Origin of the sequence: Gymnodinialimonas ulvae, from assembly GCF_037543845.1 — a bacterium.
In the GTDB taxonomy this organism is placed as follows: Bacteria; Pseudomonadota; Alphaproteobacteria; order Rhodobacterales; family Rhodobacteraceae; genus Gymnodinialimonas; species Gymnodinialimonas ulvae.
On record NZ_JBBIFX010000003.1, the window covers coordinates 218,382 to 233,485 of the forward strand.

The window sequence follows — 15,104 nt, forward strand, 5'->3', positions numbered from 1 at the left end:
GACCATCGAATTATGAAGTGAAATCCAAACGCTAACTTAATACCACACGCGCTGCGACAGCCTCGTGACACAACCCTGTCAGGAGTCGGGTGTTAGACGGCCATCATCACATCCCTGATGGAGCAAAATCTGATATCGCACGCTTACGAAAACACCGGCTGCTGGTTCGAAATACCTGTCACAGACCTCGACGCGGCCCGCAATTTCTATGCAGAGGTTCTGCAAATCGACCTCTCCGTCTCGGAGGATGGCGGACCAAATCCGATAGTGTTTTTCCCCTACAACGACGACGCACCCGGGACCGGCGGCCACCTCTATCCCGGCACCCCGCCGCGGGACGGGAACACCGTTCACCTGATGGCACCTCCCGGTCTCGATGCCATGCGTGAGCGCATCGTCGCTGCCGGTGGCAGCGTCGAAAGCCCGGACATCCAGATCCCGACCGGTGCATTTTTCTACGCAAGGGACCCCGACGGCAACTCGATCGGTTTTTTTCAACTTCAACGCCACGCCGTAGGCTGCGGCCAAGCTTCGGCACATGCGGCGGGCTGTCCTCATCGGTGGCCCGCTTCCTCATTCACACAACTCGGGGTAGACCTTTGCCATGCGCCGCGCTGATCGCCTCTTTCGCCTGATTGACCGCCTGCGTCCGGGAAAGCTGACCACCGCCCGCGACCTTGCGCAGGCACTGGAGGTGTCCGAGCGCACGATCTACCGCGATATCGCACATCTTCAGGGCTCCGGCGTGCCCGTCGAAGGCGAAGCGGGCCTTGGGTATATGATGCGTGATGGTTTCGACCTGCCGCCCCTCATGTTCACCGAGGCCGAGATCATCGCACTCAGCGTCGGCGCGCGCATGGTGCAGACATGGGGCGGGGCCAGCATGGCCCGGGGGGCGGAGCAGGCGCTCGAAAAGATCACCGGTGTGATCCCCGAAGCGACCAGGATCAAGGCCGAGAAGCTGCAGTTCAAGGCTTGGGCCAGTCGCCCACTTGATGCAAAGACGCGGACAACAATCGACACGGTCGAGGCCGCTATCCGCACGCCCGAACGCGTGATGCTGGATTACGCGGATGAGAAAGGCGCAAAAACCAACCGACCCGTTCGGCCGCTTGGCCTGTGGTTCTGGGGCGCCGTTTGGACGCTCGTGGCGTGGTGCGAACTCCGCAAGGATTTTCGCATGTTTCGCCTGGACCGGATCGCGGACGCGACCCTTCTGGGCCCCTATGTGCCCGAGCCATCCCAAACTCTGGAAGCGTTCTACGAAAGTGACACGGCCGGGTATCAGGCGGCGGCAACCCACCGCTAGGCGGTGACGGCGCCGCCATGTGTTGCGACCGCGGACTTCATGTTTTCAAGGATCAGGTCCAGCTCCGCCTCCGCATCTTCGAGATCCTCGATAACCCCGTCGCATTCCGGCAGCATCGCGAAGGCTTCGAGGTCCTGCGTCACGGCACCGGACACGACAATCGCAAGCTCTGGCCGCCGGGCGCGCATCTCATCGACCACCCGCGTCAGGGCCGCAAACGAATGCCCCCCGGCACAACTCAGGCCCAGAATGGGGCGGTCGTCGGCAAGGACCTGGCGGCACAGGCTGTCGTGATCCAAGCCGACCAGAACGCCCACATCCCAATCCAACCTTCGAAAATGATCTGCCGCCATCAAGACACCCAGCGTATGCGTCTCGCCGGGCGTTGCGGCAAACACGGCGCCTCGGGTCGCATTCGTCAGGCAATGCGCCCGTTTTCGAGGCAGGTTGCGCAAAATCGCCTGCATCCTCGACGCTGCCAACGAGACGTCGGCAAACGGCAGGCGGTCGTCCTCCCACAACCGCCCCAGTTCCCTCGCGGCGGGCGCAAAATGCTGCAAGCAGAGGTCTTGAACCGTCACGCCGGCGTCCAGGAGCTCGGACACGAGGGTCTCGGCCTCCTGCGTGGACTGATCAGCCATCGCTGTAGCCATCGCCGTGACATGGGGCTTGGCAAAGTGGGCAACAGCAAGGTCCGAAAGCTCCGCAGTCGAGCGGCCTGATGCCAATTCCGCAAGGGCGAAAATGGCCAAGTCGCTGATCCCTGACAGGCGCAGCTCGTCGTCCGCGTCCCGCAAATCTACCGGGTCGTGCCGTGCCGAGTCCTTGTCGGTATGGGTCGTCAATTCCGGTCTCCAGCTGCGCGAAACATCGAATCGCCGGTCCATTGGCTATCCCGCAGATGTCATGACTGCATACCATAGCATTCACCTCATTGTGTCAACTTTTGTTTACATTTCTGGGTCTGCAGCAGCCCCTGCAAGTCCGGTCAGCTCCCTTGCACACAAAGGCGTCCCGCCCCAGTATCCGACCTTAGGAGGAACGGGATGCTTGATGTCGCCGGGTTCGATCTGAACGCCATTGATAGCGCCTTTATCGAAGCGCCCTACACGACGTTGGCCGAGCTGCGGCGCAGCAGTCCGGTGCACCGCAACCCGGATGGGTCGGTCTATCTGACCCGGCATGACGATTGCCTCGCAACCTATCGTTCGCGCGACATGCTGTCGGACAAGGCCGAGGCGTTCGGGGCAAAGTTTGGAGAATGCCCTCTGAAAGTGCACCATACGACCAGCTTGATTTTCAACGATCCGCCCTATCACACCGTAGTTCGCAAGCTGATTGCCGAAGCCTTTACCCCACGCAAACTGGCCGAGATGGAACGTTTGATCGAACGGATCGTCAATCGCCTTCTGGACCGCGTGGAGGACCTCGGCGAGTTGGACCTGATTGCGGATTTCGCGATGATGCTGCCGACCGAGATCATCAGCTTCATGTTGGGCGTGCCGGAAGCCTACCGCGCCAAACTGCGCGGCTATTCCATCGCGATCCTAGGTGCGCTCGACCCCGTAGTGCCACAGGCACGGATGGAGGCCGGCAATCGCGCGGTGGAAGAATTCGGCGCGATCCTTTCGGACCTGATTGACCACCGCCGCTGCAACCCCGACGCCGCAGGCGAAGGAGAGGTGTTGGAAGCGCTGATTTTCGGGGAGTACAACGGGCGCCGCCTGACGCAGGAGGAATTGGTGCAGAACTGCATCTTCCTGCTGAATGCCGGTCACGAGACCACGACGTCATTGGTCGGCAACGCCATCGCAACCTTCCTCGACCATCCCGATCAACACCGACGCTTGCTCGACGATCCTTCCCTGATCGGTACGGCAGTCGAGGAATGCCTGCGCTTTGAGAGCCCGCTTCAGATCGGCAACCGGCTGGCGGGCGAGGAGATCGTTCTACCCTCGGGAATGACGCTTCCGAAAGGGACCTATATCCACACCTCGATTGCCGGGGCGAACCGCGATCCGGCGGTGTTTGACGATCCCGACCGCTTCGATATCGCCCGCAAGCCGAACCCGCATATCGCCTTCATCACCGGCATCCATGTCTGCCTTGGCGCGTCGCTGGCCCGGATGGAGGGGAAGATCGCGCTGGGGCGATTCTTCGAGCGGTTCCCGAAACTGGCCGCGGACGGCCCGCGCGAGCGGTTGGGGCTGGCGCGGTTCAGGGGATATACGAGCCTGCCGATCCGGGTCAGGTGAGCCTGCTCACGGCTGAGAAAGAAGTTCAAGTCTCTGTATATAAATGAAAAAATCGTTATAGTATAAGAACCAAAATCGCGTTTTTCAGGCGGGGTTGAGGGACGCGTCGCTCCCCTCGGATCAGCGCTTAGTCGAAGATGTCGAGCAGACTGTCGAACATGCCACCGCGCTTGCGCCGTTGCGGGCGATTGTCAGAACGGCGTCCATGGCTTTCATGGTAATGGGCATCCTCGTACGCGTCCTGCTGCGGCACGCCGCCATCCATCAGCGCCTCTTCCCGGATCGCCATGATGATCTTCTCAAGCTCTCCCCGATCCAGCCAGATACCGCCAGAGGTCGGACAGATATCCATCTTTACGCCGTAGCGTTCGACCTCGCGCATGGGGGAGCCGTCGATCGGGGAGGTCATCAGGGGCATGGAATTGTCCTTTGTTCAGTGGAGCGAGGGAACTTTTGGATGGCTGGGAGAGAGGTATGCTCGACGGGGGCGATTGCAAGGCGCGGCAGTCGAGGCAACCGAGGCTCTTGGTGACGGCGCCGCAGCGAATGGCGCGTTTGAGCCAGAGTCACTGATGCTGCGGGATGCGGTGATGTCTGCTTTGGCAAGAAACGGCCCTATTGAATAGCGACTACTTGAACACTTCCGCGATACGGTCGAGAGCGCGTCGAATTTCGGGCAGATGGCGGTCGTCGTTGAGGGTGACAAGCCATTGCTCATGCCCAAGCTCTTCAACAATGTTTCCGGTTCTTGCCAGTTCACAGTAGGCATCACCGACAAAGGTCGGAACCACTGCTCGACCCAAGCCACCTAGCGCCAAGTCCAGTGCGAGGCGCGGTGTGTCCGTCTCGACAGCAACAGTCTCGCCACATCGCTCGGCGACCCATCGCGCTGACGCTGTGTCACTGCGCACGACAATCCAAAGGTCTGGGGCGTTCGGTGTGGCTTAGGGCGCAAAGGTAACGCGCCTAAGCCTGCGTCCGGCAAGGCCGTCGCCTTCGGGCTGTATGGACCGAAAGCCGAATGCGGCCTCCCGGCAGTCGGGGTGGATCGCGCCGTGCCATCCTCAAACGCGCTGATGCCAGTCTGAAACGGCTTCGGGTGGATGCCGTTGATCTTTATTTCGTTCACGGTTGGGACAATGAAACTGATGTGTCCGAGACGCTTGGCGCACTGGATGATCTCAGACGGGCAGGCAAAATCCACCATATCGGATGGTCGAACGTCACAGGCTGGCAATTGGAACGTATCTGCCGCACTGCAGAAGCGAACGGCTTGCCCATGCCCTGCGCCCTTCAGCCGCAAGTCTCTCTACTTGAGCGCGGTATCGAGCTGGAGATTTTGCCCTGCGCATTGGCAAACAATATCGGCCTGACACCGTGGTCTCCATTGGGTGGCGGCTGGCTCACCGGTAAATATACTGCCAACGAGCGCCCGACCAGCGCGACCCGCTTGGGTGAAGATCCAAACCGAGGCGTGGAGGCTTATGATAACCGCAACACAGAGCGCACGCATAGCGTGCCGGAGGTCGCCGCTGAGCTGGCGGAATGGCACGAACGCCCGATGTCGCACATCGCGCTGGCTTGGCTTGCCGACCGTCCCGGCGTTGCATCACTTCTCTTGGGTGCGCGAAACGTCGAGCAACTGGCTGATAACCTTGACGCGGCAAGTTTGGCTTTGAAAGACGATGATCTCAACGCTCTCACGGAGGCATCCGATACCATATTGCCTGACTATCCCTATGGATTCCTTCGAGACTGGTCCGAGGTTGCGCACCGGGACCGTTTGGGGCGTTCATAGGCGGCAGGGCGCAGTGCATCCATACCAGATCCCCGTAGTCGGACATCACGCATTTGTTCTTTCTATTGCAGACATTCGCGCGGGCGCAGCGAACGGGTGCTTCGTCCCGCAGAACCGTCCCTCGGGCCTTTCCCCAGCCGGTGGCCCGCCAGCGAGCCCCTTTCGGGCGTTATTGATGAACAAGGACACGGCACTTGCGTCTAGGCGGGCGACCATTCCGCGAGGCTCAGGCCACGGTCGGCGCAATCGCTCAGGACGGGGGAAAGTTTCCACGCCACCGGATCCTCGGCCTGTAGCGCGGTGATCCGTTCGACGATGTGGGGCACCCCCAAGGTGTCGGCGTAATGCATCAGACCGCCACGCCAGCGCGGGAAGCCGTAGCCGAAAACGGTGACCAGATCGATGTCGGCGGCGGATTGCGCGATGCCTTCGGCCAGCACATCGGCGGCCTCGTTGATCATCGCCAGGAGCAGGCGTTCGGTGATCTCGTGTTCTTCATATTCCGTCCGCTCGATCCCGGCGAAATGCGCCTCTTCCAGGGCCAGGTCAGCCACGATGGGATCCTCGACCTTGCCGCCACCTCCCGGGTAGCGATACCAGCCCGCGCCAACCTTTTTACCAAGCTTTCCAAGCTCATACATACGATCGGCGATAGGGATGTAGCGACGGTTCGGATCGCGCGTCGCATCCTGCCTGCGCCGCGCCGCATGGCCAATGTCGAGCCCGGAGAGATCCTGCACCTCATAGGGGCCCATTGCGTAGCCGAAGTTGACCATCGCCTCGTCGATGTCCCACGGGGTGGAGCCATCCATGAAAACCGTATCGGACGCTTCGCGATAGCGGGCATAGATGCGGTTGCCGATGAACCCGTCACACACGCCCGCAACGACGGGGACCTTCTTCAGCAGCTTGCCAAGGGCATACCCGGTGGACAGCGCGCGGTCGGAGGTCTGCGCGCCTTTCACGATCTCAAGCAGCCGCATGATATGGGCGGGGGCGAAGAAATGCAGGCCAAGCACGCGGGACGGGTCGCGGGTGCTTGCGGCGATCTCGTCCACGTCGAGATAGGAGGTATTGGTCGCAAGCACCGCATCGGGCGGCAAGGTCGCGTCGAGTTGCGCGAAGATGGCTTTCTTGACCTCCATATCCTCGAACGCGGCCTCAATGGCGAGCGGTGCATTGGCCGCTTTGGTGTAGTCACTGGTTGCCGTCAGCCGGTCGCGAAGGCCCTGCGCGCCGTCTTTGGAAAGGCGACCACGCGCGATGCCCGCCTCGATCAACTTGCCAACATTGTGGGTGGCGCGCTCCACACCATCGGTGTCACTTTCCAGAAGCGTCACCGGCAACCCAAGCGACACGCAGGCATAGGCGATACCCGCCCCCATCGTGCCACCGCCGACCACGGCGATCTCCGTCAGCTCCGGCGCATGTGGCAGATCCTTCGGCGGCTTTGCAGCGCGTTCCGCGAAGAACATATGACGCAGGGCGCGGGATTGATTGCCTTGTTTCAACTCAAGAAACGTAGCCCGCTCCAGGGCCATGGCTTCGGCAAACTCCAGGCTCAGCCCCTGCTCGATGACATCGACGGCGCGTAGGGGCGCGACTTGCCCGGGCGCACGTTTGGCGAGCGCATCCCGCACGGCGGCAAAAGCGGCGGCGTCATGGGCCGGCGGGGGCAGCTCCCACGTGGGCACAACGCAGCCGAGTTCTTCGGTGTTGACCATATCGGCGGCATCGACCGGGTCATCCTCGATGGCGTGGATCAACCCGGCCTTGAGCGCGTCCGCCGCCCGCAGCGGCCTGCCGAAAGCAATCATATCGAGAGCCTTTCCCAGACCGCACAGCCGCATCGCGCGTTGCGTGCCGCCCGCGCCGGGGATCACCCCAAGCGTCACCTCAGGCAGGCCGATCTGCGCCTTCGGCCCCGCGATCCGCATCCGGCAGGCCAGTGCGATTTCGGCACCACCGCCAAGCGCCACGCCGTTGATGGCCGCGATCCACGGCACGAAACTGCGCTCGATCGCGTCGCAAACATCGGGCAGGAATGGCTCCAACGCGGCACCATCAAATTCCTTCGCATCGGCGCCTGCGGCGAAGGCACGACCGGCCCCGGTTACGATGACGCGGTCGAAATTCTCGGCCTCGGCCCATTTCACCGCCTCCATCAGGCCGTCACGCATGGCTTTGCCGATGGCGTTGACGGGCGGGTTGTCGAGGGTGACGAACCCGGTCAGGCCGTCGGCGCGCATCGTGAGGCTCATGGGGTCTCCGGCTGTAGGAACGGGTTTTGGTCGATAAGGGCGAGCAGGTCGGCAAGCGACGTCTCAAGCGACGCGCCGGACGTATCAAGCACAGCATCGGCACGCGCGTAATCGGCCTCGCGCCCGGTCAGGATCAGGCGCAATTGCGCCATGGCTTGGGGATTGCCTTCCATCGGTCGCGTGTCGCCCTGGGCCTGCACGCGGGACATGTGTTCTTCGGGGCTGGCCTTGATCCAGATCGTATGGAAGCGGTCAAGCAACGCGTCAAACGTGCGCGCCTCATCCACGATGCCGCCGCCGACCGCGATGATGGCGCGATCCTGCTCGGCGATGATCGCATCGAGCGCATCGGCCTCAAGCTGGCGATAGCCCTGCGCGCCGTAAAGCGCCATGATCTCGGCGACCGGCATACCTCCCGCCGCCTCGATCGCGCGGTTCAACTCGATGAACGGCAGGCCCCGCGCCCGGGCAACAGCCGCACCAAGGGTGGATTTGCCCGCGCCACGCAACCCGATCAGGCAGATACGCCCGGCCTTCGCAGCGGTCCTTGGCGCAAGCAGGGCCCGAACCTCTTCCTGCGTGGTCGCGTCGGCGCGGGAGAACGCGCGGGCCAATTGCTGCGCTTCAGGGCAAAGCATCTGACGCGCGACAAGGGCGTCGATGGGCAGGTCAAGTGCCGAAGCCACCCGCAGCAGCAGGCCAATGGAGATATTGCCCTCGCCGGCCTCCAACTGCGCCAAATAACGTGGCGATACACCCGATACCTCGGACAATACGCGGCGCGACATTGCCTTAGTGGCGCGCGCGGCGCGCACACGGTCACCGACCTGAGCCTGAAGCTCGGCCACGGCGGCGTCATTGGCAATGGGTGGATGGGCGTTTTCGTGGGACATGTCAGGCCGGGATATGGGATTGGACAAGGGCGCGGATGTCATCCGGCGCGGGTTGCGATTTGAACTGATCAGCGATGATGAAGACGCTGGTGAACGCGCCTTCGAAACAGGTCACGCCATCCTGGACCCCGTCGACGCGGAAGGTGATCGACTTGGTGCCCAGAGCCTGCGGCCAGGTATGGCAGCGCAACATGTGGCGCGGTGTGACCGGGCTTCGGAAATCCATCTCCATCCGCACGAAAGGCGTGCCGATGTTGCGGTCCAGTTCCATCTCGAACCACCCGGCATCGGCGTAATGCGTGGCCCACCACGCGTTGATGGCATCCAACGCAAACCACGGCAGGCGCGCGGTATAGGCGATTTTCGCGGGGTCGCAATCGCCCCAGGTCACACGGATGTCGTGGACAAACGCCGTGTCGGGGCGAATGGGCATTCAGGCCGCCTGAGCTTTCGCGAGACCCATGATCTCCTGCGCCCATGGCACGGCCACATCTTCGGGCAAATCGGGCGACGAGGCGTCGTGGATCCCCCGCTCGCCGACCATCTTTGCGCCGCATTCGACCAGCTTTTCCATCAGGATCTTGGAGCCGAACGCGAAGGTTTCGGAAAACACCATGTCGCCCAGGCCAAAGATTGCGAATTTGACGTGGGTGAGGTCGGGCTTGTTGGCGTCGAGCTTGTCGAAGAACGGCTGCGCAGCCATGGGCAAATCGCCATTGCCATAGGTGGAAGTAACGACGAAATAGAACGTCTCGCCATCAAGATCAGACGGGTCGATATCGCCGATGGACGTGACCGTAGTGTCAAATCCGTCGCCCAGATCCGCCTCGATATCCTCGCACAGGATTTCGGCGGTGGAGGTTTCGGTGCCATAGAGAAAATGGATGTTCATCGCGCTTTTCCTTGTTGGGGCGCGGCCGAAACCGCGCCCGTCGGCCCTCAGGCCATATGCAATTTGACGTATTCGAAATCGCCGGGCTTGTTGTCGATGCCCTGCTTGGGCGGCGCGATCCAACCGGCAAACTCACCCGGCTCGTAGCAGGGCACCATCAGCGACTGGATATACGCGCCATCTTCCTTGGTCGGCAGCCATTTATCGACGTTGGCCTCCCACTCGGCCTGCCCAATCAGCGCGCCCTCGGGGTTGGCCTTGATCGCAGAGAACACGCCGATCTGACGGTGGAAGGCCTGATCCGGCAGCTTCAATTCGAAGTCGATGCCGGTGCGCTGGATCGTCTTGTTCCAGCGCCGCAAACCACCCGACGCATCGCGAATGTAATCATCGCGCAATCGCATGTTGATGGCCGTGAGCGCGGGCACCTCCTTGTCGAAGATCTTGCCATCTTCGAGCACTTTCACAACGTATGTCGCATCGGTCAACTTGTGATCGTCTTCGATCCGCGCCTCCATATAGCGCCCCTTGATGCCTGCGTTGAACGCGTTGGCCGCATTGGTGGAAACCTCCTGCCCAAACAGGTCCAGCGACAGCGAATAATGCAGGTTAAGCTTCTTCTGGATCGTCGGCAGGTCAATCACACCCAGATCGCGCACGCGCCCGATGTCGTAAGGGTCGGTGATCCCGGCCTCTTTCATCGCCTCGCAGGTACGTTGCACGATGCGGCTGACGCCGGTTTCGCCCACGAACATGTGGTGCGCTTCCTCGGTCAGCATGAAGCGGCAGGTGCGGCTGAGCGGATCGAAACCCGATTGCGCGAGGCTTTCGAGCTGCATCTTGCCGTCACGGTCTGTGAAGTAGGTGAACATGAAGAATGACAGCCAATCGGGCGTTTCCTCGTTGAACGCGCCAAGCATCCGCGGCGCTTCGTCAGACCCGGAGGAGCGGCGCAGCAGATCATCGGCTTCTTCGCGGCCATCCTTGCCGAAATATTTCTGCAAAAGGTAGACCATCGCCCAAAGGTGACGACCTTCTTCTACATTAACCTGGAACAGGTTGCGCATGTCATAAAGCGACGGCGCGGTGAGGCCGAGGAAGCGTTGTTGCTCAACCGAGCCCGGCTCGGTGTCGCCCTGGATCACGATCAGGCGCTTGAGCATGTTTCGGTATTCGCCGGGGACCTCCTGCCAGGCCGGCTGGCCGGCATGTTCGCCCATCGGAATGGTGCGGCCTTCCACCGGCGGGGCCAGCAACACGCCCCAGCGATATTCCGGCATTTTCACGTAGTCGAACTTGGCCCAACCCTTGGGATCGACGCTCACCGCCGTGCGCAGGTAGACCATGCTCTCCTGGAAATTCTGCGGGATCAGGCGGTTCCACCAATCCAGATAACCGGGGTGCCATTTCTCCAGCGCCTTCAAGACCTTGCGATCCTGCGAAAGGCCCACGTTGTTCGGGATCTTCGTGTCGTAGGAAATGTCGACTGCGGTCATGGTATCCTCCCAAATCAGAAACCTGCGGTTTCCCTATGCAATTTCGCGACTTGCCGGGCGCACCCCGGAAAACGCATCTTTCCGTTTGCGGCTTACACGGTCGCGCTTGCGGCCCTTAGACCCGCTTCATATTGAATTCTCCCCGGATACCGGAGCCATAGCGCTGCAGCGCGCCGTTTTCGCCGACCGCGTTCGGCCGGTTGAAGATCCAATTCTGCCACGCCGTCAGACGCCCGAAGATACGGGTTTCCATCGTCTCGGGCCCTGCAAACCTCAGGTTCGCTTCCATGCCGGTCATCGCGTCGGGGCTGAATGATGCGCGTTCTTCTATAATAATACGGATCTCATCTTCCCAATCGATGTCGTCCATGATCATCGTCACAAGCCCGTGGTCGTTCGCGTCCTCGGCCTCCATCGCGGTGCCGATCTCTTCGCGCAGGCCTTCCACCGTATCGGGCGTTGCCAAAAAGCGCGTTTGCAACCGCGTCAGGTCATTGCCCATCGGGTAGGTGCCGAAATTGTCCGGCGTCAGCGTGATCGTCGCCATCGGGCGATTGTCACCCTCGAATTCGTCTTCCATCATGTAAGACCGGTCGGCGGCCCAGATCAGTTCGGCCAGCACACCCGCAAAGCAGGACCCGTGTTCAACCAACGTCACAAGGCTGCGCGACGTCACGTCGAGGCGTTTGAGCGTGCGCTTCCAGTAGTGGCGCGTCTCATTTGCAAGCCAGTGATCGGCATTGTCGCGCAAGACCGCTTCGTGGGCGGCGACGCCTTCGGGATCGCCCTGCGTGCGCAGGGTCCAAAGGCCGCATTCCATCTCGTTCAGGCGCAAATGCAAGATCGCGTCTTCGAATTCGCGCGCCAGGCGCAACATGTAGGATTGATCGCCCTGCGCGTGGACCGCGTCCATGTCCGCGGGCGCGTCCTCAGACGGGCCGCTGAGCGTAATGGTGGCGGTGCGCGCGGCGCGGTCGACCTGAACCTCGACCAGCGAATAGGACAGTGACCCATCCTCCGCGACGGCCTTTTGCAACGGCGTCAAGGCGATACCCGTCGCGTCGGGCTTGGCGCTGGCGGCGGCAAATTCCCGGGCGCGCTCGGCCACGACCTCGTCGAACGTGGAGTTCGGCACGGCTTCGTCCACCAGACGCCATTCGACGGCGCGCTTGCCCTTCACGCCCTCTTCCGTGGCGCAAAAGACATCGGCCAGATCGCGGCGGACCATGCGCTTGTCGGTCACCCGGGTCAGCCCGCCGGTGCCGGGCAACACGGCAAGCAACGGCACTTCGGGCAACGACACAGAGGACGTCGCATCATCGACCAGCATGAGGTGATTGCACGCCAACGCCAGCTCATACCCGCCGCCCGCACAGGCACCCTTGATGGCGGCGATATATTTCTGCCCGGATTCCGCTTCAGCGGCCTCGTAGGAATTGCGCGTTTCATTGGTGAACTTGCAAAAGTTGACCTTGTGCGCATGGGCTGCGCCGCCAAGCATGCGGATGTTAGCCCCCGCGCAGAACACCTTGTCCTTGCCCGATTGCATCACGACGACCTTCACCTCGGGATGCTCGAACCGCATCCGCTGGACGACGTCGTTCAGCTCAATATCGACGCCCAGATCATAGGAATTCAGTTTCAGCTCGTACCCGTCAAAGAGCCCCCCGGTCTCATCAACATCCATGGTGAGCGTCGCAACGGGGCCATCATAGTCCACCCGCCAGTGGCGATATTTTGACGGATCGGTCTGGAATTCGATGACCTTGGACATGGGATTCTCCTGTTACGCGTGTGCAGAATAGCGCCAGAGATCAACGTTTCAAGCGCAATAATGCAGAAATGTTGCAGCTTTGCGCAATGCTATGCAATTTGTTGCATAAACCTGAGCAGCGCCGCGAGAGTCCGCTCGGGCTGCTCCAGATGCGGCACGTGCTGGCAATCGTCCAAAACCAGCGTCTGCGCAGACGCCACGTTGCGGCGCACGGCTTCGATCTGTGCGAGCGTGCCGTATTGGTCCTGCCGTCCCTGCAACGCCAGGATCGGACAGGTGATCTTGGGAAGCGCCGCCTCGATCGTCCAGGCCCGGAACTCCGGGTCCAACCAAGCATCGGCCCACCCCCGAAACGTGGCGGTCGGATCGCGGTGGTATTTCGCCATGCGCGTCGCCATGTCGGACCTGCGAAACTGCGTGTCGGCGCGGGCGATCTCGGCAATACCGACATCCTCGGTAAAGAAATGCGGGGCCATCAGAACGGCGGCCCGGGTTTCGGGCTGCACACTGGCGGCCAGGGCAGCGATGCTGGCCCCGTCGGAATGGCCGACGAGCGTCGGGCGGGTGATCGCAAAAGCGGAAAGAACCCGCGGCAGGATCTCAACCGCCTCGCGCGTCATCCAATTCAGTGGGCGCGGCAGGTCATCGGCATCGGATTGGCCATACCCCGCGCGACTATAGGCCAGAACGGGCTGGCTGGTCGCGGCCTGCAAACGCTCCGGAAAATCGCGCCACAGGGCCACGCAGCCGAGACCTTCATGGAGCAACACAATCGCGCGTCCGTCCGTCGGGGCCGGCCCCCAGCCGCGGTATTCCAACCGCTTGCCATCGGCCTCAACACTGCCCTCACCCCACATCAGCCGCGCAGCTTGAAACGCTGGATCTTGCCCGTCGCGGTCTTCGGCAAATCGGCGACAAAATCCACCCAACGCGGGTATTTCCACATCCCGATCTTGTCCTTGACGAAGGCCTTCAAAGCCTCCGCGTCAGGGGGTTCCGCATCGTCTTTCAACACGACGAAAGCGGCGGGCTTGTCCAATCCGGCGTCATCGGCGCGCGCCACAACCGCAGCCTCCAGAACCGCAGGATGGTCGATCAGCGCGCTCTCCACCTCGAACGGGCTGACCCAGATGCCTGACACCTTGAACATGTCATCGGTGCGCCCGCAGTAGATGAACCGTCCCTCCTTGCGCTCGTACTTGTCACCGGTCCGCGTCCATGCCCCCTCGAACGTGGCCTGCGACTTGCTGCGGCGGTTCCAATAGCCCTCGGCACTCGACGGCCCGCGCACCAGCAATTCGCCGACCTCCCCCTCCGGCACGTCAAAATCATGCTCATCGACAAGCCGAAGCTCGTAGCCTGGCACCGCCGTGCCGCTCGTCCCATAGACGCAGTCGCCGGGCCGGTTCGACAGGAAGATATGCAGCATCTCGGTGGAGCCCACCCCGTCCACGATCTCGGTCGCGGTCAGGCGTTGCCACCCTTCGCCCACTTCGCGCGGAAGCGCCTCCCCCGCCGATGTGCACAGCCGCAGGTGATGCTCCGGCGCGCTCGGCGCCGCCTGCACCATCGCCGCAAAAAGCGTCGGCACCGCGCACAGGATCGTGGGCTCAAGTTCTGCCATGATCCGATAGACCGCGTCGGGCGTGGGCCGGCCGCCGAACAAAACCGTCGTTGCCCCCACAGACATCGGAAACGACATGCCGTTGCCAAGCCCATAGGCAAAGAAAAGCTTCGCCACCGAATAGACGACGTCGTCTTCACGGATGCCCAGAACCTGATCCCCGAACGTGTCGCAGGTGGCTTTCAGCGCACCATGCACATGTCGCACCCCTTTGGGTTGCCCCGTCGAGCCCGACGAGTACAGCCAGAACGCCAGCTCGTCTTCATGCGCATCGACCGTGTCCACCGGCTCGGCTCCGTCGATGAAATCGCGGTAGCTTTCGGTCATCTCGGGCGCGTCGCCGATCACAAGGATCGCACGCAGGAACCGGTTGTCGCGGGTGGCGGGCTCGACCACTTCCCACATCTCTTCGGAAACCACGAGGATGGAGGCGCGGCTGTCACTCAGGATGGCCTCGTAGACATCTGCGGACAGCAACGTGTTGAGCGGCACCGGGATCGCCCCGGCCTTGAGCGCGCCCCAGAACACCACCGGAAACTCGATCTGATCGCGGACGATCATCGCAATACGTTCCTCGCGTCGGACACCGTGACGCCCCAACGCCCCGCCAAAACGCGCGGCATGATCGAACAGCGCACCATAGGTCAGTGACCGCTTCGCGCCATCGGCCTCGATAAAAGCCACCTTGTCCCCACGCCCTTCGGCAATGTGGCGATCCACGAAATACGCGGCGGCATTCCCGGTCATGTCATCTCCTCCCATCTCTCCCCTGACCCGGCGTCTCCCGCGCCCGGTCGCGGTA

General features: G+C 62.0%; 14 protein-coding genes. 4 read left to right on the forward strand and 10 right to left on the reverse strand.

Annotation, left to right across the window (positions count from 1 at the left end; translation table 11 throughout):
* Positions 1–117: 117 nt before the first annotated feature.
* Both V8J83_RS14930 and V8J83_RS14935 read left to right on the forward strand, forming a co-directional pair.
* Positions 118–618, forward strand: coding sequence for a VOC family protein (locus V8J83_RS14930; RefSeq protein WP_339987230.1), 501 nt, complete (start codon positions 118–120; stop codon positions 616–618).
* Positions 605–1,309, forward strand: coding sequence for a helix-turn-helix transcriptional regulator (locus V8J83_RS14935; protein ID WP_339987231.1), 705 nt, complete (start codon positions 605–607; stop codon positions 1,307–1,309). The genes V8J83_RS14930 and V8J83_RS14935 overlap by 14 nt, the downstream gene beginning before the upstream one ends.
* On the opposite strand, the gene V8J83_RS14940 is transcribed toward V8J83_RS14935, so the two are convergent.
* Complete coding sequence (locus V8J83_RS14940; RefSeq protein ID WP_339987232.1) at positions 1,306–2,154, reverse strand: cobalamin B12-binding domain-containing protein; 849 nt, start codon at positions 2,152–2,154, stop codon at positions 1,306–1,308. The two genes, V8J83_RS14935 and V8J83_RS14940, sit on opposite strands and share 4 nt — an antisense overlap.
* Before the next feature lie 201 nt (positions 2,155–2,355).
* Here V8J83_RS14940 and V8J83_RS14945 point away from each other — a divergent pair, with 201 nt between their 5' ends.
* On the forward strand, positions 2,356–3,564 hold the full coding sequence (locus V8J83_RS14945; RefSeq protein ID WP_339987233.1) for a cytochrome P450: 1,209 nt from the start codon (positions 2,356–2,358) through the stop codon (positions 3,562–3,564).
* Positions 3,565–3,691: 127 nt separating this feature from the next.
* Here V8J83_RS14945 and V8J83_RS14950 read toward each other — a convergent pair whose 3' ends face one another.
* Positions 3,692–3,982: a TFIIB-type zinc ribbon-containing protein gene (locus V8J83_RS14950; protein WP_339987234.1), complete on the reverse strand. Its 291-nt coding sequence runs from the start codon at positions 3,980–3,982 to the stop codon at positions 3,692–3,694.
* Positions 3,983–4,585: 603 nt separating this feature from the next.
* Between V8J83_RS14950 and V8J83_RS14955 the strand changes: the two genes are divergently transcribed.
* Positions 4,586–5,362: an aldo/keto reductase gene (locus V8J83_RS14955; protein WP_339987235.1), complete on the forward strand. Its 777-nt coding sequence runs from the start codon at positions 4,586–4,588 to the stop codon at positions 5,360–5,362.
* Positions 5,363–5,562: 200 nt separating this feature from the next.
* Here V8J83_RS14955 and V8J83_RS14960 read toward each other — a convergent pair whose 3' ends face one another.
* The 8 genes from V8J83_RS14960 to V8J83_RS14995 form a co-directional block, all read right to left on the reverse strand.
* Positions 5,563–7,623, reverse strand: a complete 2,061-nt coding sequence (locus V8J83_RS14960) for an FAD-dependent oxidoreductase (RefSeq protein ID WP_339987236.1) — start codon at positions 7,621–7,623, stop codon at positions 5,563–5,565.
* Positions 7,620–8,516 (reverse strand): helix-turn-helix transcriptional regulator, encoded by an 897-nt coding sequence (locus tag V8J83_RS14965; protein ID WP_339987237.1) that lies wholly within the window; start codon positions 8,514–8,516, stop codon positions 7,620–7,622. Before V8J83_RS14965 ends, V8J83_RS14960 begins: the two co-directional genes overlap by 4 nt.
* Before the next feature lies 1 nt (position 8,517).
* Positions 8,518–8,949, reverse strand: coding sequence for an acyl-CoA thioesterase (locus V8J83_RS14970; protein WP_339987238.1), 432 nt, complete (start codon positions 8,947–8,949; stop codon positions 8,518–8,520).
* Entirely contained in the window at positions 8,950–9,408 is a 459-nt protein-coding gene (locus tag V8J83_RS14975; RefSeq protein WP_339987239.1) for a flavodoxin domain-containing protein, read from the reverse strand.
* 47 nt (positions 9,409–9,455) lie between these two features.
* Complete coding sequence (gene boxB / locus V8J83_RS14980) at positions 9,456–10,904, reverse strand: benzoyl-CoA 2,3-epoxidase subunit BoxB (protein ID WP_339987240.1); 1,449 nt, start codon at positions 10,902–10,904, stop codon at positions 9,456–9,458.
* Between the two features lie 115 nt (positions 10,905–11,019).
* Entirely contained in the window at positions 11,020–12,678 is a 1,659-nt protein-coding gene (gene boxC, locus V8J83_RS14985) for a 2,3-epoxybenzoyl-CoA dihydrolase (protein ID WP_339987241.1), read from the reverse strand.
* Between the two features lie 89 nt (positions 12,679–12,767).
* Entirely contained in the window at positions 12,768–13,535 is a 768-nt protein-coding gene (locus V8J83_RS14990; protein WP_339987242.1) for an alpha/beta fold hydrolase, read from the reverse strand.
* Positions 13,535–15,049, reverse strand: coding sequence for a benzoate-CoA ligase family protein (locus V8J83_RS14995; protein WP_339987243.1), 1,515 nt, complete (start codon positions 15,047–15,049; stop codon positions 13,535–13,537). The genes V8J83_RS14990 and V8J83_RS14995 overlap by 1 nt, the downstream gene beginning before the upstream one ends.
* Positions 15,050–15,104: the final 55 nt, after the last annotated feature.